We start from the raw sequence: 23810 nt of genomic DNA, 5'->3' as shown, positions 1-23810 counted from the left end.
CCCGTGGGAGAGGGTTGGGGTGAGGGCATCAGCCCGCACGATCCCCGTAGGCCCGGATCGCTACGCGTCACCGGGCGAATCACGGATTACGATTTCGTCGACTGCTCAAAGCGGCGCAGCAGCTGATTCCCGCGCTCTACCGCAGCGTCCAGCGCCTGCTGTGGCGTTTTCTTACCGGTCCAGACGCTTTCCAGCTCTTCATCGACGATGGTGCGGATCTGCGGCATGTTGCCCAGACGCAGGCCTTTGGTGAACGGCAACGGCGGCTTGTTCAGCATCTGGCGCGTCGCGATGTCTGCGCCCGGGTTCTTGCTGTAGAAGCCCTGCTCGCGGGTCAGGTCGTACGCGGCTTTGGTGATCGGCAGATAGCCGGTCTTCTGGTGCCATTCGGCGGCGTTTTCCGGCTTCGCCAGGAAGTCGAGGAACTCGGCCACGCCTTTGTAGGTGCCGTTGTCTTTACCCTGCATCACCCACAGGCTCGCCCCGCCGATGATGGCGTTTTGCGGCGCGCCCTTCACGTCGGCGTCGTACGGCATCATGCCCACGCCGTAGTTGAATTTGGCATAGTGACGTATATCCGCCAGCGAGCCGGACGAGGCGGTAGTAATGGCACAGTCGCCGTTGTAGAACTTCTCGGTGGATTCGTCTTTACGCCCGAAGTAGCTGAAGTCGCCCTTCTTGTTGAGTGCTTCCAGCAGCGCGATGTGCTTCACCTGCTCCGGCTTATTGAACTCCAGCACCGCGTCGGTACCGTCGAAGCCGTTGTTTTGGGTGGCAACCGGCAGGCCGTGCCAGGCGCTGAAGTTTTCAATCTGGATCCAGCCCTGCCAGCCGCTGGCGTAGCCGCACTTCATCCCCGCCGCTTTCAGCTTCGCGGTGTACTCGGCCAGGTCCTGCCAGGTTTTTGGCGGCTGCTCCGGATCTAAACCGGCTTTTTTGAAGGCGTCTTTGTTGTAGTACAGCACCGGCGTGGAGCTGTTAAACGGCTGGGACAGCAGGTGGCCGGTTTTGGAATCGGTGTAGTAACCCGCTACGGTCGGTACGAACTGGGATTCGTCAAAGTTAATGCCCGCCTCTTTGAACACCTCGTACACCGGCTTGATGGCTTTGGAGGCCATCATGGTGGCGGTGCCCACTTCATAAACCTGTAACAGCGCAGGCGCGTTACCGGTACGGAAGGCGGCGATGCCCGCGCTCAGGCTCTGCTCGTAGTTGCCTTTGTACACCGGCACAATTTTGTAATCCGGGTGGGTGTCGTTGAAACGCTGCGCCAGGGAGTCAACCTCTTTACCCAACTCCCCTTCCATGGAATGCCAGAACGGAATGGTGGTCACAGCCATTGCGTTCGTCGCAAAAGCCAGACCCAGTGCCAGACCCAAAGCTGTGTGTCGTAACGATGTCATTGTCATCTCTCTTATTGTGCCGGATGCGCGATATCACGCGTTTTATGCTCGCGAGGTAACATGACATGCTCGAATGACAGAAAAATAACTGTTTGTTTACAGATAAGTGACAGCCAGGCGTCACGGGGATGATGGTTGTGTGAAGGGGTGTAGTGGTTAAAAAAGCCGGGTGGCGGCTACGCCTTACCCGGCCTGGTCGATCCCTGTAGGCCCGGTAAGCGCAGCGCCACCGGGCAACACAGACGGCTTAGCCTCCGAGGTACGCACTCCGCACCGCCTCGTTCGCCAGCAGCGCGTCACCGGTATCGGAGAGCACCACGCGCCCATTCTCCAGCACGTAGCCACGGTCGGCGAGCTTCAGCGCCTGGTTGGCGTTCTGCTCGACGAGGAAGATGGTCATCCCCTCTTTACGCAACTGCTCGATGGTGTCGAAGATCTGCTGGATAATGATCGGCGCAAGACCAAGCGACGGCTCGTCCAGCAGCAGCAGGCGCGGCTGGCTCATCAGCGCGCGGCCAATCGCCAGCATCTGCTGCTCGCCGCCGGACATGGTGCCCGCTCGCTGAATACGACGCTCCCACAGGCGCGGGAAGAGTTCGTACACCCACTTGATGCGGGTCTGGAATTCATCCCGATGGGCGAAGAAACCGCCCATCGCCAGGTTCTCTTCCACCGTCATGCGGGAGAATACGCGGCGCCCTTCCGGGACAATCGCCACCGCTTCACGCATGATCTTAGCCGTCTGCCAGTCGGTAATATCTTTGCCGTCAAACACAATCCGCCCGCTGGTGGCGCGCGGGTCGCCGCACAGGGTGCCGAGCAGCGTGGTTTTACCCGCGCCGTTGGCGCCAATCAGGGTGACGATTTCGCCCTGATTGATGTGCAGGCTGACGTCGTGCAGCGCCTGGATCTTGCCGTAGTGCGCGTTGACCTTGTCGAACGTTAACATCGCTTTTTCCATCTTATGCCTCACCAAGGTATGCGCGGATCACGTCCGGGTTGTTGCGGATCTCTTCCGGCGTGCCGTTTGCCAGCGGCGTGCCCTGGTTTACCACGTAGATACGGTCCGAAATGCCCATCACCAGCTTCATGTCATGCTCAATCAGCAGGATGGTGGTGTCGTGATGGTCGCGCAGCTCGGCAATCAGCTCGTCCAGCTCTTTGGTCTCTTTCGGATTGAGACCTGCCGCTGGTTCGTCGAGCATCAGGATCTCCGGCTGGGTCACCATACAGCGCACGATCTCAAGGCGACGCTGATCCCCGTAAGCGAGGTTGCTCGCCTGACGGTTAGCGTGCTGGAGCAGGCCGATACGGTCGAGCCAGGTCGCGGCGCGGTCGAGCGCCTCCTCCTGCGTGCGGCGAAAGGCCGGGGTTTTCAGCAGGCCAGAGAACAGCCCGGTTTTCAGCTGCTGATGCTGTGCCACCAGCAGGTTCTCAATCACCGTCATCTCGCGGAACAGACGCACGTGCTGGAAGGTACGCACCACGCCCATGCGGGCAATCTGCTGGCCCGGCAGCCCTTCAAGGTGCTGGTCGCGCAGCATGATGGTGCCGCCCGTCGGCTTGTAGAAGCCGGTCAAACAGTTAAAGACCGTGGTTTTTCCCGCGCCGTTCGGGCCAATCAGGGAGACAATCTCTTTCTTGTGCAGATCCAGATTCACATTGTTGACCGCCAGCAGGCCGCCAAAACGCATCATCAGGCCGTTAACGGATAATAAAGGCTTCATGCCTGCTCTCCTTTCGCCTGTGTGCGTTTCAGCTTCAGCTGTGGACGGGTCATCGGCAGCAGACCCTGCGGACGCCAGATCATCATCAGCACCATCAAACCACCCAGCATTAACATGCTGTATTCGTTAAAGTCGCGCATCAGCTCGCGGGAGACCACCAGCAGGATAGCCGCGAGGATCACGGCGAACTGCGAGCCCATTCCACCGAGCACCACAATCGCCAGCACAAAGGCGGATTCGGCAAAGGTGAACGATTCAGGGCTGACGAAGCCCTGACGTGCGGCAAACAGCGTCCCGGCGAAACCGGCAAACGCGGCGCTGATGGTAAATGCGGTCAGCTTGATGCGGGTCGGATTCAGCCCCAGGGAGCGGCAGGCGATCTCATCTTCGCGCAGCGCTTCCCACGCGCGGCCCAGCGGCATGCGCAGCAGACGGTTGATCACGAACAGGGTAATCACCACCAGCAGCAGCGCCACCAGATAGAGCCAGATCACGCGGTCGGACGGATCGTACTTGATGCCAAAGAAATTGCTGAAGGTATCCCAGCCGCCTTCACGGGCGGTACGGCTGAACTCCAGGCCGAAGAAGGTCGGTTTCGGGATCTGGCTGATGCCGTTCGGACCGCCGGTCACTTCGGTATTGTTGAGCAGCAGAATACGGACGATTTCGCCGAAGCCTAAGGTCACAATCGCCAGATAGTCACCGCGCAGGCGCAGCACCGGGAAGCCGAGCAGGAAGCCCGCCGCGGCAGAGACCAGCCCCGCCAGCGGCAGACAGGTCCAGAAGCCGAGGCCGTAATAGTGGTTCAGCAGCGCGAAGGTGTACGCGCCGATGGCGTAGAACCCGCCGTAGCCCAGCACCAGCAGGCCAGACAGCCCCACCACCACGTTCAGACCGAGACCCAGAATCACGTAGATCATGGTCAGGGTGGCAATATCCACCGTCCCGCGCGAGACCATAAACGGCCACGCCACGGCAGCCACCAGCAGCGCCACCAGGAACAGCTTCTGTTTCACCGTTGTACCGTCGATCGCCGGCAGGACGAATTTCGGCCCGGAGACGTTTTTCAGCGTCTTCTGGAACAGCGGACGCAACAGCTGGAACAAGAACACCACCGCGGTGCCGATAAACACCCACTGCCAGCGGATGTCGGGAGCGGTATCCACCACCAGCTTCGTGCCGTCCAGTCCTAACTGGACGCCCATAAAGACGCCCGCCAGGACGAAGAACATGGCGGCAGAGAGCAGCGCCATCGCAAAATGCATCGGTTTCATACTTTCTCTACCTCCGGACGGCCCAGAATACCGGTAGGCATTACCAGCAGAACCAGAATCAGCAGGGCAAACGACACCACATCTTTATATTCGGTGCTCAGGTACGCCGAGGAGAGCGCTTCGGCCACGCCCAGGATCAGGCCGCCGATCATCGCGCCCGGAATGCTGCCGATGCCGCCCAGTACCGCCGCGGTGAAGGCTTTCATCCCGGCCATAAAGCCGATGTACGGGTTGATTACGCCGTAGAACTGGCCGAGCAACACGCCAGCCACCGCCGCCATCGCTGCGCCGATCACGAAGGTCAGGGCAATCACGCGGTCGGTGTTAATCCCGAGCAGGCTCGCCATCTTCAGATCTTCCGCGCAGGCGCGGCAGGCGCGTCCCATGCGGGAGTAGCGGATGAACAGGGTCAGGGCCAGCATGGCAATAAAGGTCACAACCCAGATAACCAGCTGCATGGTGGTGATAGTGGCAGAGAAGTTTTCGCTGGCCCCTACAATCCACTGGCCGTTAAACAGGCTTGGCAGCGCCACGTCGCGTGAACCTTCGGTCAGGCTGACGTAGTTTTGCAGGAAAATGGACATACCGATGGCGGAGATCAGCGCGATCAGGCGTTTGGAGCTGCGCACCGGCCGGTAGGCCACCCGTTCAATACTCCAGCCGTAGGCGCTGGCGATCACAATCGCGCCGACAAACCCGGCGGCCACCAGCAGCCAGCTGCTGTCGATGCCCATCATCATCAGCGCGGCGATAATCATAAAGGAGACGTAGCTACCGATCATGTACACCTCGCCGTGGGCGAAGTTGATCATGCCGATAATGCCGTAAACCATCGTGTAGCCGATGGCGATCAGCGCGTAGGTGCTTCCCAGCGTGACGCCGTTAAACATCTGCTGCAAGAAGTAGAGAAACTGCTCGGACATAAGAAAACCTTTTTATACCCGCCCGGTGAGCCGGGCGGTGGGATGATTATTTGGCGACCGAGGAAGACCCGTCGGCGTGCCACTTAAAGACACCAAACTCAAATCCCTTCAGATCGCCTTTCTCATCCCAGTTCAGCGGCCCAATCACGGTGTTCGCCCCGTGTGCTTTTAAATCTTTCACCAGATCCAGCGGCTCTTTACTGCCGGTACGGTCCAGCGCGGTGGCCAGAGACTGCACGGCCGCGTAGGTGATCCAGACGTACGGACCGCTCGGATCTTTCTTCTGCGCCTTGAGCGCATCCACGATAGCCTTATTCGCCGGATCCTGGTCATAGCGTTTTGGCATCGTCACCAGCATGCCTTCGGCAGAATCGCCCGCGATGTTGGACAGGGAGGCATTACCGACGCCCTCTGGCCCCATAAACTGGGTTTTCAGGCCGGTGGCGCGCGCCTGGCGCAGCATCTGCCCCATTTCCGGGTAGTAGCCGCCGTAGTAAACGAAGTCGATATTCTCTTTTTGCAGACGGGCGATCAGCGCGGAGAAGTCTTTCTCACCGGCGGTAATGCCGTCGAAGAAGACGATATTCGCCCCGCCTTTTTTCAGGCCGTCCTGTACGGAACGCGCCAGGCCTTCGCCGTACTGCTGCTTATCATGGATGATGGCGATACGCTGCGGCTTAACGGTTTCAAGGATGTATTTGGCGGCGGTTGGCCCCTGAGAGGAGTCCAGACCGGCGGTACGCATGATGTGCTGGTAGCCGCGCTGGGTCAGTTCCGGGTTGGTGGCACCCGGGGTGATCATCAGAATGCCTTCGTCTTCGTAGATATCAGACGCTGGCTGCGTGGAGGAGGAACACAGGTGCCCGATGACGTACTGGATACCGTCGTTAACGATTTTGTTGGCGACCGCGACGGCCTGTTTTGGATCGCAGGCGTCGTCATACTCCACGCCTACCAGCTTGTCGCCTTTGATGCCGCCTTTGGCGTTGATATCTTTGATGGCCTGACGCGCGCCGTTGAACTCCATGTCACCCCACTGGGCAACAGGGCCGGACATCGCCCCCACTACCGCAACTTTAATGTCGTCTGCCATAGCGGCATGCGAGATCGACAGTGCGACCATCCCCGCGATTAACGTCTTCGCGTTCCTTTTCATCTCTGAATCCCCATTCGTGATGTCATGTTTATATTTTGTTTTATTATGGTTAAAAAGCATTCTGTACTTTTTATGAACAACGCTATTTTTACCAGTGCCTTTAATGGTTTAGCGCAGTTTTTTGTCAAAAACCAGACTAAAATCTCTATTTTTCAGGCGATTAAGCAAAGATAATATTCTGAAATCAGGCGGAGATAAACAAATAAAAGCGCGGTTTGCAGCATAAAATAACGGTACAAAGCGCCGAATAAATCACTGCCCTTCAGGTTAAAATTCTGCTTATTTTTCGATCCATGTGTTTTCAAACTGCCCATCGCGCTGCCAAAAAACTAATCACCTGGTAAATGGGAAGAAAAAGAGAAAGCGCCTGAGCAAATAAATTGAGTACACTGGCCCTACTCTTTTTGATTTGGACAAGCAGCTAATGAAACTGACTATCGTGCGTCTGGTGACCTTTAGCGACCAGGATCGTATCGACCTGGGCAAGATCTGGCCGGAATATTCCCCTTCATCGCTGGCCGTCGATGAAAACCACCGCATCTATGCCGCGCGTTTTAATGAACGTCTGCTGGCCGCCGTCCGCGTAACGCTGAGCGGCACGGAAGGGGCGCTGGACTCCCTGCGCGTGCGCGACGTGACCCGTCGTCGCGGGGTCGGGCAGTATTTGATTGAAGAGGTGATCCGCGAAAACCCGAGCGTAACCTCCTGGTGGATGGCCGACGTGGGCGTAGAGGATCGCGGCGTGATGGCGGCGTTTATGCAGGCGTTAGGGTTTACGGCGCAGGCGAACGGGTGGGAGAAGCGCTAAAAGAAAGCCGGGTGGCGGCTGCGAGGTGCTCATAGTAGGCCCGGTAAGCGAAGCGCCACCGGGCAAAAGAGGGCTGAGCGGGCTGATGCCCTCACCCCGGCCCTCTCCCACGGGGAGAGGGAGAAAACATTAAAAAAGGCAACTTGCGTTGCCTTTTTGCGTTTATTTTGCGTCAGTCGCCGTGCCGTTGGCATGCCAGTCAAACACGCCGAACTCGAAGCCCTTCAAATCGCCCTTCTCATCCCAGGACAGCGGCCCCATCACGGTTTCCACCGAGTTCGCTTTCAGCCAGGTGGCAATCTCCGCCGGATCGGCTGACTGGTTCAGGCCCGCTTGCAGAGACTGCAACGCTGCGTAGGTGGTCCAGACGAACGCACCACTTGGATCCTGTTTCTTCGCCTTGATGGCATCGACAACAGGTTTGTTCGCAGGCACCTGGTCGTAGTTCTTCGGTTTGGTCACCAGCAGCCCTTCAGCGGATTCACCCGCGATATTAGACAGGGAAACGTTCGCGACACCTTCTGGCCCCATGAACTGCGTCTTCAGACCCGCCGCACGCGCCTGGCGCAGGATCTGCCCCATTTCCGGGTGGTAGCCGCCGTAGTAAACGAAATCGATATTTTCTTTCTTCAGACGCGCGACCAGGGTCGAGAAGTCTTTCTCACCGGCGGTGATACCGTCAAAGAACACCACGTTGGCGTTCGCTTTTTTCAGGTTATCCTGCACCGCACGGGCCAGGCCTTCGCCGTACTGCTGTTTGTCATGAACAATCGCGATGCGCTGCGGCTTCACTTTTTCCACGATATATTTCGCGGCGGTTGGCCCCTGATCGGAGTCCAGACCGGTGGTACGCAGGATCAGCTTATAGCCGCGCGCGGTCAGCTCTGGCGCCGTCGCGGCCGGCGTGATCATCAGAATGCCTTCGTCTTCGTAGATGTCAGACGCGGGCTGGGTGGAAGAGGAGCACAGGTGACCGATAACGTATTTGATCCCGTCGTTTACCACTTTGTTCGCCACCGCGACCGCCTGTTTCGGGTCACAGGCATCGTCATATTTTACGATTTGCAGCTTTTCGCCCTTGATGCCGCCCTTGGCATTAATGTCTGCAACCGCCTGTTCCGCGCCGGTAAATTCCTGGTCGCCGTACTGTGCTACCGGACCGGACATCGCGCCCACCACGGCCACTTTAATATCGGCCTGGGCCATAGTGCTGAATGCCAACGCGATACATCCTACCAGTAACGCTTTACCCTTCATGTTCATCCTGAGATTCCCCATTATTATGGTTATAACGATTGTTGTGATGTTGTTGTTTAGCGCTTTATTTCAGTTATAGGCGTGCTGTTCGCGCTTTTTCAGCATACTCTGCTAAAACATACCCCATTTTTATGATTTTGGAATAGCTAATTTGAAATGAAAATATGATAAGCCCAACTGTCATTTAAGCCGGGCTTTTGGCTTTATCGTGTCAGCGAGGCGGAAATAATATCCAGCGCTTTACGGAACTGCACTTCGGGGATGGTGAGCGGGTAGAGGAAGCGAATAACGTTGCCGTAAACGCCGCAGCTCAAAAGCAGCAGCCCTTCGTTCAACGCGCGCTCCTGAACCTGACGGGTAAATTCGGGCGACGGCTGTCCGGTTTGCGGATCGGTAAATTCTACCGCCACCATCGAGCCCTGCCCACGGATATCGGCGATATACGGACAACCATCCTTCGCTTTATTCAGCACCTCGACCAGATGATGCCCGAGATGCGCCGCGCGGGTGCAGAGATCGTCCTCGTCAATCACATCCAGCACCGCATGGGCCGCCGCAATCGCCAGCGGGTTACCCGCGTAGGTGCCGCCCAACCCACCCGGCGCGGGCGCATCCATCACCTCCGCCCGGCCAGAGACGGCAGAGAGCGGCATCCCGCCCGCCAGGCTTTTCGCCATGGTGATCAGATCGGGCTTCACGCAGTGGTTTTCCATGGAGAACAGCTTGCCGGTACGCGCGAAGCCGGTTTGCACTTCGTCGGCAATCAGTAAAATCCCGTGGGTATCGCACAGGGCACGCAGCGCCTGCATAAAATCAGCGGGCGCGACGTTGAACCCGCCCTCGCCCTGAACCGGTTCAATAATGATTGCCGCCACCTGTTCGGGCGCGATATCGGCTTTGAAGATGCGCTCCAGGCTTTTTAACGCTTCGGCGGTACTGATGCCGTGCAGGCTGTTGGGGAATTGCGCGTGGTACACCGAGCCGGGGAACGGGCCGAAGCCGAGCTTATAGGGCGCCACTTTGCCGGTCAGCGCCATGGTCATAAAGGTACGGCCGTGGAACGCGCCGCCGAAGGTGATAAGGCCGGGACGTCTGGTGTACGCGCGGGCGATTTTCACCGCGTTTTCGACCGCTTCCGCCCCCGTTGAGAAGAAGGCGGTTTTGGCTGGCCCCTCTATGGGTACGCGCTGGTTGATGCGCTCGGCAAGCGCCACATAACCTTCATAGGGGACGATTTGATAAGCGGTATGGGTAAAGGCGTGAAGCTGTTTTTCGATGGCGGCGATAACTTTAGGATGGCGATGCCCGGTATTCAGCACGGCGATCCCGGCGGCAAAATCAATATACTCATTACCTTCCACGTCCCACACCGTGGCGTTTTCGGCTTTATCGGCATAGAAGTTACACATGACGCCGATACCGCGCGGCGTCGCCTGTAAACGCCGGTCGTTCAGTTCGTTATTTTTCACCCTGTCACCCTCTGAAAGTCGCCTGCTTAGCGCATCAGTAAGTGTTTGCCAGGGGCAGGGAATTCGCCAGAGAGGGCGCTAAAAAAACAAAACCCCCGAATTTGCATTCGAGGGTTCTCGGTGTACTTCGCGGAAATTACGCTTCGATAGCGGCGCGAAGTTTTTTCATGGCGTTTTTCTCAAGCTGACGCACACGTTCAGCGGAGACGCCGTAGCGGTCGGCCAGTTCCTGCAACGTGGACTTGTTATCTTCGTCCAGCCAGCGGGCACGGATGATATCCTGGCTACGCTCGTCGAGGCCTTCCATCGCGAAGGTCAGCTTGTTCGCCGCCTGGTCTTCCCAGTTATCCTCTTCAATGCCGTCAGCAAAGTTAGAGGTTTTATCCTGTAGATACAGAACCGGGGCCATCGGCTGGCTGTCGGACGCGTCATCGTCGGCAGACATATCAAACGTCATGTCCTGAGCGGCCATACGGGATTCCATCTCGCGGACGTCTTTGCTGGAAACGCCCAGCTCGCGCGCCACCATTTCCACTTCATCCTGATTGAACCAGCCCAGACGCTGCTTGGTTTTACGCAGGTTGAAGAACAGTTTGCGCTGCGCTTTCGTCGTGGCGACTTTCACTATACGCCAGTTACGCAGGACGTATTCGTGAATTTCCGCTTTGATCCAGTGCACGGCGAAGGAGACGAGTCGCACACCCACTTCCGGGTTAAAGCGACGTACCGCCTTCATCAGGCCAATGTTACCTTCCTGAATCAGGTCCGCCTGCGGCAGGCCGTAGCCCGCATAATTACGAGCAACGTGAACAACAAAGCGCAGGTGAGACAGGATCAGCGTTTTAGCTGCTTCCAGATCGCCCTGGTAATGCAGCTTTTCAGCAAGCTCCTTTTCTTCCTCAGCCGTTAACATCGGCCAGGTGTTCGCAGCCCGGATGTAAGATTCCAGGTTACCAACAGGGGCTAAAGCTAAAGTTTGCATTTCTTTGGTCATTCATTCCTCTCAATGTTTCTTCTGGTCCAGGTTGTCCCCGTCAGGCAACAACCATGCCAAAGCGTTTGAGCAACGAGATTAGCATTCACTCTTTTATCAGACAGTGATTTTATCCACAAGTTCCAGGTGCAACAGTGAATAAATTACGCACAAAATGTGACATGAAGATGATTACAGGGGAAGAGACAACAGGGACGCTTTCCCTGCAAGCGAACATCTCGGTGCAGGGAAAGATTATATCACGCTTTTATTAGTCGGGAGTAAAGTGGCGTAAATGTTGAACCGTTGCCAGCCATGCCGCCACCCAGCCGATCATGGAGCACACCAGCAGCAACAGCAGGCACTCATCGAACCCTAAGCCACTGATATCAAACTTAGTTCCGAAAACCTGCGCCACTTCAGTCACGGCAGACGACAGCCGCATCACCAAAATTTCTGACAATATCAATGAAAGAAATGCACCAGAAAAACCTAATAACGCGCCGCCGTAAAGGAACGGGCGGAGGATGAAACCATCCGTTGCGCCAATCAGTTTCTGCACGTTGATGGTATCGCGACGGGCGAAGATGCTCAGGCGCACGCTATTACCGATGACGAGGAACACCGCCGCCACCATCAGCACGCCGATCATCGCCGACACGCGTCCTACCAGCCCGGTCAGGGCGGCAAGACGGGCAAACCAGCTGTCGTCCATGCGCACTTCATCAATCCCGTTAATGCGGGTAATGCGGTCGCGCAGGGTGTTGAGCGAATCCGTGCCCTGGAAATCGAGTTTCGGGATCACCACCGCCACCGCGGGCAGCGGGTTCTCTTCAAGCATATCCAGCGCGCCGCCGAATCCGGACCAGTTGCGGAACTCACCCAGCGCTTCATCGCGGGAAAGATAGTTCACCTTCTCCACGCCCTGCTCGGCCTGAATCTGCCCCACCACCTGAGCCGCCGCGTTATCGTCGAGGGCTTTATCCAGATAAACGGTGATCTGCGGCGACGGATAGTACTGGGACGCCGCCTGGTTTACGTTTTTGTAAACCATGTAGCAGACGCTGGGCAGCGTCAGGGAGATGGCAATCACCATCACCGTCAGGAACGTCGCCAGCGGTTTGCTTTTCAGATCCTGCAACGCGCCCTGGAAGGCGTACCGCACCTGCTCGTTAAAGACGTTGGTTTTGCGGGAGTTCGGTTTCGGTGCCGCTTTGGCACGCTTAGGCGCATTGCGATTGCCGTCCCCGCCGCCCTGAGGCTTGCGGAAACGGTCAAACCGGTTGCTGAACTGCCGAATCTGGTTCATTGCATCACGCTTATTCACCGTGGCCTCCGTGCAAATGCCCGTCGCTCAGGGTCAGCATGCGGTACGAACGGCGGGAGATCAGCCCCATGTCGTGCGTCGCCATCAGTACCGTGACCCCCACGCGGTTAAATTCCTCAAACAGACGCAGGATCCCTTCAGAGAGGGCATCGTCCAGGTTACCGGTCGGTTCATCCGCCAGCAAAACGGCAGGCTTGTTCACTACCGCGCGGGCGATACCCACGCGCTGCTGCTCACCGCCGGAGAGCTGGATCGGGAAGTTCTTCGCTTTGTCCAGCAGCCCGACCTTATCCAGCGCCGCCGAAACGCGACGGCGGATATCATCGTAACTGGCGCCAGCAATAATCAGCGGGATCGCGACGTTATCGAAAACCGTGCGATCCATCAGCAGGTGGTGATCCTGGAAAATCATGCCAATCTGACGACGCAGGAACGGCACTTCACGGTTCTTAAGACGGCTAATTTCATGGCCGCTGAACCAGATTTTCCCGGCGCTTGGCCGCTCGATCCCACAGATCAGCTTGAGCAGGGTACTTTTCCCTGCGCCGGAATGGCCGGTCAGGAATGCCATCTCGCCTGGCTGGAGGTGGAATGTCACCCCCTGTAGCGCTTGTCTCCCGCCGAGATAGGCCTTGCTGACGTGTTCAAAGCGAATCATTGTTAGTCCTCTCGGGCAAATAGTGCCTCAATAAAGTCGTCCGCTTTAAACGGACGTAAATCCTCAATACGCTCGCCCACACCGATGTAACGGATAGGAATGCCGAACTGGTCGGCCACGGAGAAGATCACCCCGCCTTTCGCGGTACCGTCCAGCTTGGTCAGCGCGATCCCGGTCAGTCCTACCGCTTCATGGAACAGTTTCGCCTGGCTGATGGCGTTCTGTCCGGTGCTGGCGTCGATAGTCAGCATAATTTCATGCGGTGCATCTTCGTCCAGCTTCTTCATGACGCGAACGATTTTCTTCAGCTCTTCCATCAGGTGCGATTTGTTCTGCAAACGCCCTGCGGTATCCGCAATCAGCACGTCCACGTTACGCGACTTCGCCGCCTGGATGGCATCGAAAATCACGGACGCGGAATCCGCGCCGGTGTGCTGAGCAATAACCGGAATATTGTTGCGCTGGCCCCACACCTGAAGTTGTTCCACCGCTGCCGCACGGAAGGTATCGCCCGCCGCCAGCATCACCGATTTGCCCTGCTGCTCAAACTGGCGCGCCAGCTTGCCGATGGTGGTGGTTTTGCCCACGCCGTTGACGCCAACCATCAGGATAACAAACGGCATTTTGCCTTCAATATTAAGCGGTTCGTCAACTTTTGCGAGAATTTCACCCATCTCGTCTTTCAGCAGGCCGTACAGCGCCTCGGCGTCACGCAGCTGTTTGCGGCTCGCCCCTTCGGTCAGGTTGGCGATGATCTTCCGGGTGGTTTCCACGCCCACGTCCGCAATCAGCAGTTGCTCTTCCAGCTCCTCAAACAGATCGTCGTCGATCTTTTTGCCGCGGAACAGACTGATAAATCCGGAACCTAAGTTTTCTTTGGTTTTGAGCAGGCTGCGCTTCAGGCGCGCGAAGAAACCTTCTTTGGTCGGTTTTTCTTGCTCCTGAACGATCTCTTCTTCGGCCTGCGCTTCCACCGGCACGACGATGACCGCTTCTTCAGCCGCTTCCGCCGCCAGCGCCTGGGCTTCCAGCTCTTCGTCGGTCAGCTCTGGCTCAAGGGCCGCTTCTTCTTCCACCGCCTCAACAATTTCAACGGTTTCCGCTTCGGCCTGCCACTCTTCGGCAGAAACCTCTTCAGCTTTCACCTCTTCCGGCAGCGGCAGCTCTTCGTGTTCGATAGTGGCCTGCGGCGCTTCGTTAAGGGTTTCAACGATAACCGGCTCTGGTTTTTCGCTCTCCTGAACCTGTTCAGTAACCTCAACCACCTCTTCGGCAAAGGATTCAATCTCTTCTTTGCTGTGGGCTGGCTCTTCCGCTTCGACAACCGCAGCGGTTTCGACAGGCGTTTCAGGCTGTGACGGCTCTTCTACAACCTGCTGTTCTTCGGTTTTCTGTTCTGTTTCTTGCTCTTTTTCACCGAAACCCAACCAGGAAAAGAAGCCACGTTTTTTTTGTTTTGCCATCTGCGACTACACTCCTCGCGGCGCTATATACAGGGAAGCTAAAAAAATGATGAAATAGTCTAACACTTTACTTAATTGACATCACCGCCCGCAATCGCAGGGCAATGGTTAACAGAGCTTTCCTGAGATGAAGAAACCCACCCGCGCCCCGGCCGGTCAAATTCGCATTATCGGCGGTCAGTGGCGAGGCCGGAAATTACCGGTGCCGGACAGCCCCGGTTTACGCCCCACCACGGACCGCGTTCGCGAGACGCTGTTTAACTGGCTCGCCCCGTCTATGGTAGACGCCAACTGCCTGGACTGCTTCGCCGGAAGCGGTGCATTGGGGCTGGAAGCGCTGTCGCGTTATGCCGCCAGCGCCACGCTGCTGGAGATGGAGCGCGGCGTCGCGCAGACGTTGCAGCAAAATCTGGCTACGCTGAAGGCAACCAACGCGAAAGTGGTGAATACCAACACGCTGAGCTTCCTCGCCCAACAGGGGATGCCGTTCAACGTGGTATTTGTTGACCCGCCGTTCCGTAAAGGGCTGCTGGAAGAGACATTATCGTTGCTGGAAAAAAATGGCTGGCTGGCAGACGAAGCGCTGATTTACGTTGAAAGCGAAGTGGAAAATGGCCTGCCGCCCGTTCCCGTTCACTGGGATCTGCACCGCGAGAAGGTCGCCGGCCAGGTGGCTTATCGTCTGTATCACCGTCAGGCACAAGGAGGATCCGATGCCAGTACTGATTAACGTAGGGCGCGTACTGATGCTGGGCGTCTGGGCATTTTTGATTTTGAATCTGGTGCACCCGTTCCCGCGTCCGCTGAATATCTTTATTAACGTGGCGCTGATTTTTACCGCGTTCATGCATGCCTTGCAGATGGTGATGCTGAAAAACGGTCTGCCGAAAGATGGCCCACCGATGACCGGCTGGCAGCAGCTGCGGGTGTTTATTTTCGGCGTGTTTGAGCTGCTGGTGTGGATGAAGAAGTTTAAGGCGCAGGTGAAGAAGTAAGGTGCGCTATTGCCCGGTGGCGCGCAGCGATCCGGGCCTACGTAACCCCGTAGGCCGGGCAAACGCAGTGCCGCCCGGCATTACTGCTCAGGTGTAAAACCTTCAAACCGCGACCCTTTGTAACTCAGCGTGCCTTTCTCCCCCACCGTCAGCTGGTGGTACTGCTGCGCCTCCAGGCGGAAGGTCATCTCCAGCCCGCCGGTTTCCGGCTTAAAGCTCGCTTCATAGCGCATCGTTGTGCCCGCTGGCGTCACCTGCTGCTGGCGGGAGCGGCGGTCGTTAAGCGGCTTCTCACGCTTGTTCGTCACCACCACGCGCTTTTGCATCAGCGGCGCGGCGTCATTGTCGGCCTTCTCACGGCGCTGCTGCACGAAGCGAAACGAGGCGGCAATGACGATAATCGCCACCACGATAATGAAAAACAGCGGCATCTTGCTCATTGAAAAATCCCATCAGATTATGCGGAATTCAGGATACCTCGCCTGCCCCGGCATTGCCAAACGCCCGCTCGCGTCACTACACTGGATCAGGAACTGATCATTCAGCCTCAACAGTTACAGGGAGTTAATATGCTTTGGTCATTTATCGCTGTCTGTTTTTCCGCATGGCTTTTCGTCGATGCGTCTTACCGTGGCCCAGCCTGGCAGCGCTGGTTGTTTAAACCCGTCACGCTATTACTCCTGCTGTTGCTTGCCTGGCAGGCCCCGATGTTTAACGCCGTTAGCTATCTTGTCCTCGCGGGGCTGTGTGCTTCCCTGATTGGCGATGCCTTAACCCTGCTGCCGCGCCAGCGCCTGCTGTACGCCGTGGGGGCGTTCTTCCTGTCGCATCTGCTCTATACCATCTACTTTGCCAGCCAGATGACGCTCTCCTTCTTCTGGCCGCTGCCGCTGGTGCTGCTGGTGATTGGCGCCCTGCTGATCGCGGTGATCTGGTCGCGTCTGGAAGAGATGCGTCTCCCGGTCTGTACGTTTATCGCCATGACGCTGGTGATGGTGTGGCTGGCGGGCGAGCTGTGGTTCTTCCGTCCGACCGCTCCGGCAATGTCTGCGTTCTTCGGTGCCGCACTGTTGCTGTTGGGTAATATCGTCTGGCTGGGCAGCCACTATCGCCGCCGCTTCCGTGCGGATAATGCGATTTCCGCCGCCTGTTACTTTGCCGGACACTTCCTGATTGTGCGTTCGCTGTATATCTAAATAACGCTTGACTCTGGAGTCGACTCCAGAGTGTATGCTGCGGTTAATGAGAAAATTATCATTACCGGAGACTGCCATGTCGACTCCAGAAACACCTAAAAAAGTTCCCCAATTCTCGGCACTTAAGCTCAGCCCGGTTCCGCCAAAAGAGGACTGCTGCTGCGAGGGCGCGTGCGAAACCCGGACCGAAGCGCTGCCTGAAAACGGCAATCACTACAGCTGGGTGGTCAACGGCATGGACTGCGCGGCCTGCGCCCGCAAAGTGGAAAATGCAGTGAAGCAGGTGCCGGGTGTGAACCACGTTCAGGTGCTGTTCGCTACCGAAAAGCTGCTGGTCAGCGCCGAAAACGACGTCAGCAGACAGGTTGAAGCCGCCGTCAGCAAAGCGGGTTATACCCTGCGCAGCGAAACGGCGCCCGCAGAAAAAACGTCCCCGCTAAAAGAAAATCTGCCGCTCATTACCCTCATCATCATGATGGCCCTGAGCTGGGGGCTGGAGCAAATCAACCACCCGTTCGGCAACCTGGCGTTTATCGCCACCACGCTGGTTGGCCTGTTCCCGATTGCGCGTCAGGCGCTGCGTCTGATGAGAAGCGGCAGCTGGTTTGCCATCGAAACGCTGATGAGCGTGGCGGCTATCGGGGCGCTGTTTATTGGCGCGACGGCGGAAGCGGCGATGGTGCTGCTGCTGTTCTTAATTGGCGAACGCCTTGAGGGCTGGGCGGCGAGCCGGGCGCGTAAAGGGGTGAGCGCGCTGATGGCGCTGAAGCCGGAAACCGCCACGCGGGTTATTCATGGTCAGCGTGAAACGGTCGCCATCAATACCCTGCGCCCGGGCGACGTGATTGAAGTGCCCGCAGGCGGACGTCTGCCAGCCGATGGGACCCTCATTACCGCCACCGCGAGCTTTGACGAAAGCGCCCTGACCGGGGAATCCATCCCGGTAGCGCGCGCGGCAGGTGAAAAGGTGCCTGCGGGCGCCACCAGCGTCGACCGACTGGTGCTGCTGACGGTCCTTTCCGAACCGGGCGACAGCGCCATCGACCGCATCCTCAGGCTGATAGAAGAAGCCGAGGAGCGCCGCGCGCCGGTAGAACGCTTTATCGATCGCTTCAGCCGGATTTACACCCCCGCCATCATGCTGGTGGCGCTGCTGGTCACCGTCGTCCCGCCGCTGTTCTTCGGCGCGCCGTGGGAGGGCTGGATTTACAAAGGGCTGACGCTGCTGCTGATCGGCTGTCCGTGTGCGCTGGTGATCTCCACCCCGGCGGCGATTACCTCAGGGCTGGCGGCGGCGGCACGTCGCGGGGCGCTGATTAAGGGCGGCGCGGCGCTGGAACAGCTGAGCCAGGTTCAGCACATCGCCTTCGATAAAACCGGCACGCTGACCGTCGGCAAGCCGCAGGTGACCGGCGTGTATCCGCAGGACATCAGTGAAGACGAGTTGCTTATACTGGCCGCCGCCGTTGAACAGGGCTCCACCCACCCTCTGGCGCAGGCGATTGTGCGTGAAGCGAAGGGGCGCGGGCTGACCATCCCTCCGGCAACCGCCCAGCGAGCGCTGGTCGGGTCAGGGATTGAGGCTGTGGTCGAAGGCAAAAAAGTGCTGATCGCCGCGGCAGGCGCGTTCCCTAATCCACAGGTTGAAGCATTAGAGCAGGCCGGGCAGACGGTCGTTGCCGTGATGCAGGACGGTGTACCGATGGGCATGCTGGCGCTGCGCGACACCCTGCGTGACGATGCGAAAGACGCCGTCGACGCGCTGCACAGGCTGGGGGTACAGGGCGTGATCCTGACCGGTGATAACCCGCGCGCGGCGGCGGCGATTGCCGGCGAGCTGGGGCTGGAGTTTAAGGCCGGATTGTTGCCTGCGGATAAAGTCAGCGCGGTAACCGAGCTGAACGGTCATGCCCCGCTGGCGATGGTCGGGGACGGGATAAACGACGCCCCGGCAATGAAGGCTTCCACCATCGGCATTGCGATGGGCAGCGGCACCGACGTGGCGCTGGAGACCGCCGACGCGGCGCTGACGCACAACCGCCTGACCGGGCTGGCGCAGATGATAGATCTTGCGCGGGCGACGCGGGCCAATATTCGGCAGAACATCGGCATTGCGCTGGGTCTGAAGGGGATTTTCCTGGTCACCACGCTGCTCGGTATGACCGGACTGTGGCTGGCGGTACTGGCGGATACGGGGGCGACGGTGCTGGTGACGGCGAACGCGTTGCGGCTGTTGCGCCGTCGGTAAAAATGCCCGGTGGCGGCTACGCCTTACCGGGCCTACAACATCTCCGAACCGTAACCGTAGGCCGGGTAAGGCGTAGCCGCCACCCGGCATAAAACGGCGTCACTGCATCCCTAGCACCCCCGGCAACCACAATGATATCGCCGGGATGTATGTCACCATCCCCAGCACTACCAGCAACATACCGTAAAACGGCAGCATCGCCCGCACCACGTGCTCGATCTTCTGCTTACTTACCGCGCTCGCCACGAACAGCACCGACCCGACCGGCGGCGTGATCAGCCCAATCCCCAGGTTCACCATCATGATCATTCCGAAATGCACCGGATCGATCCCCAGCGAGTTGGTCACCGGCAGCAGTACCGGGGTCAGGATCAGGATGATCGGCGCCATGTCCATTAGCGTGCCAATCAACAGCAGCATGATATTGAGGTACATGAGGATCACGTATTTGTTATCGGAGAGCGACGTGAAGAATTCGGTGATGCGCATCGGCAGCTGCATGTAGGTCATTACCGCGCCAAACGCCGCGGCAAAGCCAATCAAAATCATCACGATGGTGACGGTTTTCACCGTGCGACACATCAGCTTCGGCAGTTCATTCCACTTGTAATCGCGGTAAATGAACATGGTGACGAAGAACGCCCACAGGCAGGCCACGGCGGCAGATTCGGTCGCCGTGAAGATCCCGGACAAGATCCCGCCGAGGATAATCACCACCGTCATCAGCCCCCACAGGGCATCGAGCATGATTTTCAGCGCCTGCCTGAACGGGATTTTGTCCCCCTTCGGATAGCCGCGCTTGCGGGCGAAGCACAGGCAGAGCACCATCAGGCTCACGCCCAGCAGCAGGCCCGGCAGCACGCCCGCGATAAACAGCGTGGCGATGGAAACCGTTCCCCCTGCCGCCAGGGAATAAATCACCGAGTTGTGGCTGGGCGGGATCAGGATCGCCTGCACCGACCCGCTGGCCGTCACCGCCGCCGCGTATTCGCGCGGATAGCCCTTCTTCTCCATCTCCGGGATCATCACGCTGCCGATAGACGCCGTATCCGCCACCGACGAGCCGGAAATCGCGCCGAAGAACGTTGATGCCACGATGTTCACCAGCGACAGCCCGCCGCGAATAAAGCCGACAAAAACGTACGCGAAGTTGACCAGCCGTCGGGCAATGCCCCCTTCCGCCATGATCGCCCCAGCAAGAATGAAGAACGGGATCGCCAGCAGGGTAAATTTATTCACCCCGCTGGTGATCTGGATCATCAGCGCCTCCAGCGGCAGGTCAATCCACAGCGCGCCCGCCACGGCGCTTAAGCCGACGGCGAAGGCCACCGGCATCCCCAGCGCCAGCAAAATGGCGAGGGTGAATAACAAAACAAACGCATCCATTGTTCACCCCTTAACTGTGATTGCCGATCAGCACGACCGGACGGTTTTCCTGCGAGCCAAACAGCAGGCGTTCAAGCACAAACAGGATCAAAATGGCCGATCCGACAGGTAGCGGCAGATAGCTTTCGCCGGAGGTCAGAAGCGGAAACTCCGCCACCGGCTGCTCCCACAGCTCGACGCACAGCCAGTAGCTGTACCAGCACATCAGGCCTGAAATCATCAGCATCAGCAGATCCACCACCCGCGCGCACACTCTTTGCAGCGACGCGGGCAGGCGGTCGGTGAGCATGTTGACCGCAATATGCGACCCGGCGCGGTAGCTCACCGCCGCGCCGATAAAGGTAAACGTCACCATGCAGATAATGGCGATCGGCTCCGGCCAGGATTCGCCGCGATTGAGCACATAGCGAGAGAAGATGCCAATGGGGATCACAATCGTCATCACCAACAGCGAAATACCCGCCACCGCCATGGCGAACAGATACAGACGGTCCATCCACTTCAGGTAGAGTTCGGACATACGTACTCCGGTTTACTGGACGTCAGCGATGGCTTTCATCAGATCCTGATGCTTATCGCCATACTGCGCGCGCACCGGCTCTGTCGCCTTGATAAACACCGTTTTATCGATGTCGTGGAACTGCACCCCGCCGGCCTTCATTTTCGCCAGCGCCTGGTCGTTATACGCATTCCACAGCTTGCGCTGCTCGAACTGCGCTTCGCGGGCCAGCGCCAGGATCTTTTGCTGTTCGTCAGCGCTGAGCTTGTCCCATTTCACTTTGGAATAGAGCAGCATTTCCGGGGTGATGAAGTGGCCGCTCAGCGTATAGTTTTTGGCGACCGGCATATAGTTGTGGGCGATAAAGGTTGGCGGGTTGTTCTCCGCGCCGTCGATCACCCCGGTCTGCATGCCGCTGTAAACCTCGCTGACGCCCATCGCCACCGAGTTCGCCCCCATCGCTTTCAGCGTGGCCAGCGCCACCGGGCTGCCCTGCACGCGGATTTTCTTCCCTTTCAGATCGTCCGGTTTGACGATCGGCTCTTTGGTGATCAGGTTACGGGTGCCGGAATCCATCCAGCCAAGAAAGACCAGACGCGATTTCGGGTTGGCGGTGAGTTTGTCGCCAATCTGCTTGCCGATATCCCCGTCGATCACCTTGTGCATGTGGTCTTCATCGCGGAATACGTAGGGCAGCGTAAACACTTCGATATCCGGCAGAATGGCAGCCACCGGCGCCATGGAGACGCGGATCATGTCGATCGCCCCCATCTGCGCCTGCTCAATCATCTGCTTTTCATCCCCCAGCACGCCGCCGGGGAAGACCTTAATCTCCAGCTTGCCATCGGTTTGTTGTTTGAGTTTTTCACCCATGTGCTGAACCGCCACCACGTTCGGGTAGCCTTCGGGATGCACATCGGCGGCTTTGATGGTCTGGGCAGAAACGGTGCAGGCAAAAGCAGACAGGCACAGCGCGGCCAGTAACGGCTTGAGGGTCGTTTTCATTAAGTCAACTCCAGGGTAGTGAGATAAGCGTTAAAACGGTGTTTTAGTTTTTGACGCTTAAAAATTAGACTACGGCTGGAAAAGGGAGGGTGAAGCGCCTCACAAAAGCGCGAAATTTTGAAACGATGGTTCGAAATTGTGATGGTTACTTGTCGGGTGGCGGCTGCGCCTTACCCGACCTACTACACCCGTAGGCCCGTGCAAGCGAAGCGCCGCCGGGCATCAGGCCGCACTTACCCCTTACGAATCAAATACCGGTACGGCAAGGTCTCGGTTTGCTGCGCCACCAGTTCATGTTCCATAAAGGTACAAAAGCCGGGGATATCACGGGTGGTAGCCGGGTCATCGGCGACGATCAGCAGCGTTTCGCCACTCTGCATGTTACGGACGGTTTTACGCACCATCATTACCGGCTCCGGGCAACGGAGGCCCTGAGCATCAAGCGTGTGGTCTGGGCTGGAAAACAGGTCGGTCATTTTCTTCTCGTTCAGGTAAAAACGGCTGTAGTTTACGCCCCGCTATCGCCAATGCAAACCAGGTTAACGATTGCGTGAAAATTAGCCATTGCAAAGTGTCGTCAAAGCAGTATCATGCGGCGGCTTTATTGGGTTCCCTCACCCCAAATATTAATCAAAAAGGTACAATATGAACTCCTTTACACAATCGCAGCGCGTCAAGGCGTTGTTCTGGCTTTCGCTATTTCATCTGCTGGTGATCATCTCCAGTAACTATCTGGTACAGCTCCCCATCTCCATTTTTGGTTTCCATACCACCTGGGGCGCGTTCAGTTTCCCGTTTATTTTCCTTGCGACGGATTTAACCGTGCGTATTTTTGGCGCACCGCTGGCGCGGCGGATTATTTTTGCGGTGATGATCCCGGCACTGTTTGTCTCCTACGCCATCTCCTCACTGTTTTACATGGGCAGCTGGCAGGGCTTCGAAGCGCTGACGCACTTCAACCTGTTCGTCGCGCGTATTGCCACCGCCAGCTTTATGGCTTATGCCCTGGGGCAGATCCTCGATGTCCACGTGTTTAACCGCCTGCGTCAAAACCATCGCTGGTGGATGGCACCAACGGCCTCCACGCTGTTCGGTAACGTGAGCGATACGCTGGCCTTCTTCTTCATCGCCTTCTGGCGCAGCCCGGACGCCTTCATGGCAGAACACTGGATGGAAATCGCTCTGGTGGACTACGCCTTTAAGGTGCTTATCAGCCTGGTCTTCTTCCTGCCGATGTACGGCGTGCTGTTGAATATGCTGCTGAAAAGGCTGGCAGATAAATCTGAAATCTCCGCATTGCAGGCAGGTTAAGGGTTCGCTTTATCAGTTGTGATAAGATGAACGAATGAGCCGTTATGGCCGTTTATCGAAAGGAAGAAGTCAATGCGCAATCTGGTTAAATATGTCGGGATTGGCCTGCTGGTTGTTGGCCTTGCAGCCTGTGATAACAGCGACACCAAAACGCCTGCTCAGGGCGCGTCAGCAGAAAGCAACGCCACTGGTCAGCCGGTGAGCCTGATGGATGGCAAACTCAGTTTCTCTCTGCCCGCGGACATGACCGACCAGAGCGGTAAGCTGGGCACCCAGGCGAACAATATGCACGTCTATTCCGATGCCACCGGCCAAAAAGCGGTGATTGTGATCGTCGGTGACGATACCAGCGAAGATCTTGGCGTGCTGGCTAAACGCCTGGAAGATCAGCAGCGCAGCCGCGACCCGCAGCTTCAGGTGGTCACCAACAAGTCTGTTGAACTGAAAGGCCACACGCTGCAACAGCTGGACAGCATCATCTCTGCCAAAGGCCAGACCGCCTACTCCTCCGTGGTGCTAGGCAAGGTGGACAATAAACTGCTGACCATGCAGATCACCCTGCCGGCAGACAATCAGCAGAAAGCGCAGACCGCCGCTGAAAACATCATTAACACCCTCGTGATCCAGTAATCGTTCACCAGGATGCCGTGGCCTCCGTCGCTTGCGCCGGGGGCCATTTTTTTGCCACGACTTTCAGACTAACACGCCAGACGAAGCCCATCCGGCGCACTA

24 protein-coding genes are annotated in these 23810 nt (G+C 57.7%); 7 read left to right on the top strand and 17 right to left on the bottom strand.

The window, feature by feature from the left end:
• Positions 1-86: 86 nt before the first annotated feature.
• From ugpB to livK, 6 genes are all read right to left on the bottom strand, one after another.
• Entirely contained in the window at positions 87-1403 is a 1317-nt protein-coding gene (ugpB, locus tag SK54_RS03435) for a sn-glycerol-3-phosphate ABC transporter substrate-binding protein UgpB (protein ID WP_039269585.1), read from the bottom strand.
• Between the two features lie 247 nt (positions 1404-1650).
• Positions 1651-2364 carry a high-affinity branched-chain amino acid ABC transporter ATP-binding protein LivF gene (livF, locus tag SK54_RS03430; protein ID WP_015571469.1) on the bottom strand — a complete coding sequence of 238 codons (714 nt, stop codon included), beginning with the start codon at positions 2362-2364 and terminating at the stop codon, positions 1651-1653.
• A 1-nt stretch (position 2365) separates the two neighbouring features.
• Complete coding sequence (gene livG / locus SK54_RS03425) at positions 2366-3130, bottom strand: high-affinity branched-chain amino acid ABC transporter ATP-binding protein LivG (RefSeq protein WP_003861544.1); 765 nt, start codon at positions 3128-3130, stop codon at positions 2366-2368.
• The gene (locus SK54_RS03420) at positions 3127-4404 is read right to left on the bottom strand and encodes a high-affinity branched-chain amino acid ABC transporter permease LivM (protein WP_003861542.1); all 1278 of its coding nucleotides are present in this window, start codon (positions 4402-4404) and stop codon (positions 3127-3129) included. Before SK54_RS03420 ends, livG begins: the two co-directional genes overlap by 4 nt.
• Positions 4401-5327: a high-affinity branched-chain amino acid ABC transporter permease LivH gene (livH, locus tag SK54_RS03415; RefSeq protein ID WP_015571470.1), complete on the bottom strand. Its 927-nt coding sequence runs from the start codon at positions 5325-5327 to the stop codon at positions 4401-4403. The genes SK54_RS03420 and livH overlap by 4 nt, the downstream gene beginning before the upstream one ends.
• A 46-nt stretch (positions 5328-5373) precedes the next feature.
• On the bottom strand, positions 5374-6483 hold the full coding sequence (gene livK / locus SK54_RS03410; protein WP_023295547.1) for a high-affinity branched-chain amino acid ABC transporter substrate-binding protein LivK: 1110 nt from the start codon (positions 6481-6483) through the stop codon (positions 5374-5376).
• Between the two features lie 424 nt (positions 6484-6907).
• Here livK and panM point away from each other — a divergent pair, with 424 nt between their 5' ends.
• Positions 6908-7291, top strand: coding sequence for an aspartate 1-decarboxylase autocleavage activator PanM (gene panM, locus SK54_RS03395; protein ID WP_015571473.1), 384 nt, complete (start codon positions 6908-6910; stop codon positions 7289-7291).
• A gap of 162 nt (positions 7292-7453) precedes the next feature.
• On the opposite strand, the gene livJ is transcribed toward panM, so the two are convergent.
• From livJ to ftsY, 6 genes are all read right to left on the bottom strand, one after another.
• Entirely contained in the window at positions 7454-8554 is a 1101-nt protein-coding gene (livJ, locus tag SK54_RS03390; RefSeq protein WP_156172757.1) for a branched chain amino acid ABC transporter substrate-binding protein LivJ, read from the bottom strand.
• Positions 8555-8751: 197 nt separating this feature from the next.
• A complete protein-coding gene (locus SK54_RS03385) occupies positions 8752-10017 on the bottom strand; it encodes a 4-aminobutyrate--2-oxoglutarate transaminase (RefSeq protein WP_048246752.1) in 1266 nt (421 codons plus the stop codon).
• A gap of 136 nt (positions 10018-10153) precedes the next feature.
• The gene (gene rpoH / locus SK54_RS03380) at positions 10154-11011 is read right to left on the bottom strand and encodes an RNA polymerase sigma factor RpoH (protein WP_000159624.1); all 858 of its coding nucleotides are present in this window, start codon (positions 11009-11011) and stop codon (positions 10154-10156) included.
• Between the two features lie 250 nt (positions 11012-11261).
• Positions 11262-12317 carry a permease-like cell division protein FtsX gene (gene ftsX / locus SK54_RS03375; protein WP_017384126.1) on the bottom strand — a complete coding sequence of 352 codons (1056 nt, stop codon included), beginning with the start codon at positions 12315-12317 and terminating at the stop codon, positions 11262-11264.
• On the bottom strand, positions 12310-12975 hold the full coding sequence (gene ftsE, locus SK54_RS03370; protein ID WP_006812284.1) for a cell division ATP-binding protein FtsE: 666 nt from the start codon (positions 12973-12975) through the stop codon (positions 12310-12312). The genes ftsX and ftsE overlap by 8 nt, the downstream gene beginning before the upstream one ends.
• Before the next feature lie 2 nt (positions 12976-12977).
• Entirely contained in the window at positions 12978-14438 is a 1461-nt protein-coding gene (ftsY, locus tag SK54_RS03365) for a signal recognition particle-docking protein FtsY (RefSeq protein WP_015571476.1), read from the bottom strand.
• 127 nt (positions 14439-14565) lie between these two features.
• On the opposite strand from ftsY, the gene rsmD reads away from it, so the two are divergent.
• Positions 14566-15168 (top strand): 16S rRNA (guanine(966)-N(2))-methyltransferase, encoded by a 603-nt coding sequence (gene rsmD / locus SK54_RS03360; protein ID WP_048246750.1) that lies wholly within the window; start codon positions 14566-14568, stop codon positions 15166-15168.
• The gene (locus SK54_RS03355; protein ID WP_015571478.1) at positions 15152-15433 is read left to right on the top strand and encodes a DUF1145 family protein; all 282 of its coding nucleotides are present in this window, start codon (positions 15152-15154) and stop codon (positions 15431-15433) included. Before rsmD ends, SK54_RS03355 begins: the two co-directional genes overlap by 17 nt.
• Positions 15434-15513: 80 nt before the next feature.
• Here SK54_RS03355 and SK54_RS03350 read toward each other — a convergent pair whose 3' ends face one another.
• A complete protein-coding gene (locus SK54_RS03350; protein WP_032620984.1) occupies positions 15514-15873 on the bottom strand; it encodes a DUF2500 domain-containing protein in 360 nt (119 codons plus the stop codon).
• Positions 15874-16002: 129 nt separating this feature from the next.
• Here SK54_RS03350 and SK54_RS03345 point away from each other — a divergent pair, with 129 nt between their 5' ends.
• A complete protein-coding gene (locus SK54_RS03345; RefSeq protein ID WP_048246748.1) occupies positions 16003-16629 on the top strand; it encodes a lysoplasmalogenase in 627 nt (208 codons plus the stop codon).
• A 76-nt stretch (positions 16630-16705) separates the two neighbouring features.
• Entirely contained in the window at positions 16706-18877 is a 2172-nt protein-coding gene (zntA, locus tag SK54_RS03340) for a Zn(II)/Cd(II)/Pb(II) translocating P-type ATPase ZntA (RefSeq protein WP_048246746.1), read from the top strand.
• Positions 18878-18976: 99 nt separating this feature from the next.
• Here the strand turns inward: zntA and SK54_RS03335 are convergent, their stop codons facing one another.
• From SK54_RS03335 to tusA, 4 genes are all read right to left on the bottom strand, one after another.
• Complete coding sequence (locus SK54_RS03335; protein ID WP_015571481.1) at positions 18977-20263, bottom strand: TRAP transporter large permease; 1287 nt, start codon at positions 20261-20263, stop codon at positions 18977-18979.
• A 10-nt stretch (positions 20264-20273) separates the two neighbouring features.
• A complete protein-coding gene (locus SK54_RS03330) occupies positions 20274-20783 on the bottom strand; it encodes a TRAP transporter small permease (protein WP_048246744.1) in 510 nt (169 codons plus the stop codon).
• A 12-nt stretch (positions 20784-20795) separates the two neighbouring features.
• Positions 20796-21767, bottom strand: a complete 972-nt coding sequence (locus SK54_RS03325; protein WP_032620982.1) for a TRAP transporter substrate-binding protein — start codon at positions 21765-21767, stop codon at positions 20796-20798.
• Positions 21768-22000: 233 nt separating this feature from the next.
• Positions 22001-22243: a sulfurtransferase TusA gene (tusA, locus tag SK54_RS03320; protein WP_000130627.1), complete on the bottom strand. Its 243-nt coding sequence runs from the start codon at positions 22241-22243 to the stop codon at positions 22001-22003.
• A gap of 169 nt (positions 22244-22412) precedes the next feature.
• On the opposite strand from tusA, the gene SK54_RS03315 reads away from it, so the two are divergent.
• The gene (locus SK54_RS03315; RefSeq protein ID WP_003861274.1) at positions 22413-23078 is read left to right on the top strand and encodes a 7-cyano-7-deazaguanine/7-aminomethyl-7-deazaguanine transporter; all 666 of its coding nucleotides are present in this window, start codon (positions 22413-22415) and stop codon (positions 23076-23078) included.
• Positions 23079-23150: 72 nt separating this feature from the next.
• Complete coding sequence (locus SK54_RS03310) at positions 23151-23708, top strand: DcrB family lipoprotein (RefSeq protein ID WP_003861272.1); 558 nt, start codon at positions 23151-23153, stop codon at positions 23706-23708.
• The last annotated feature ends 102 nt before the right edge of the window (positions 23709-23810 follow it).

Origin of the sequence: Enterobacter sp. MGH120 (genome assembly GCF_001037725.1) — a bacterium.
Lineage (GTDB): Bacteria > Pseudomonadota > Gammaproteobacteria > Enterobacterales > Enterobacteriaceae > Enterobacter > Enterobacter hormaechei_C.
This window is presented reverse-complemented; position numbering and strand designations above follow the sequence as displayed.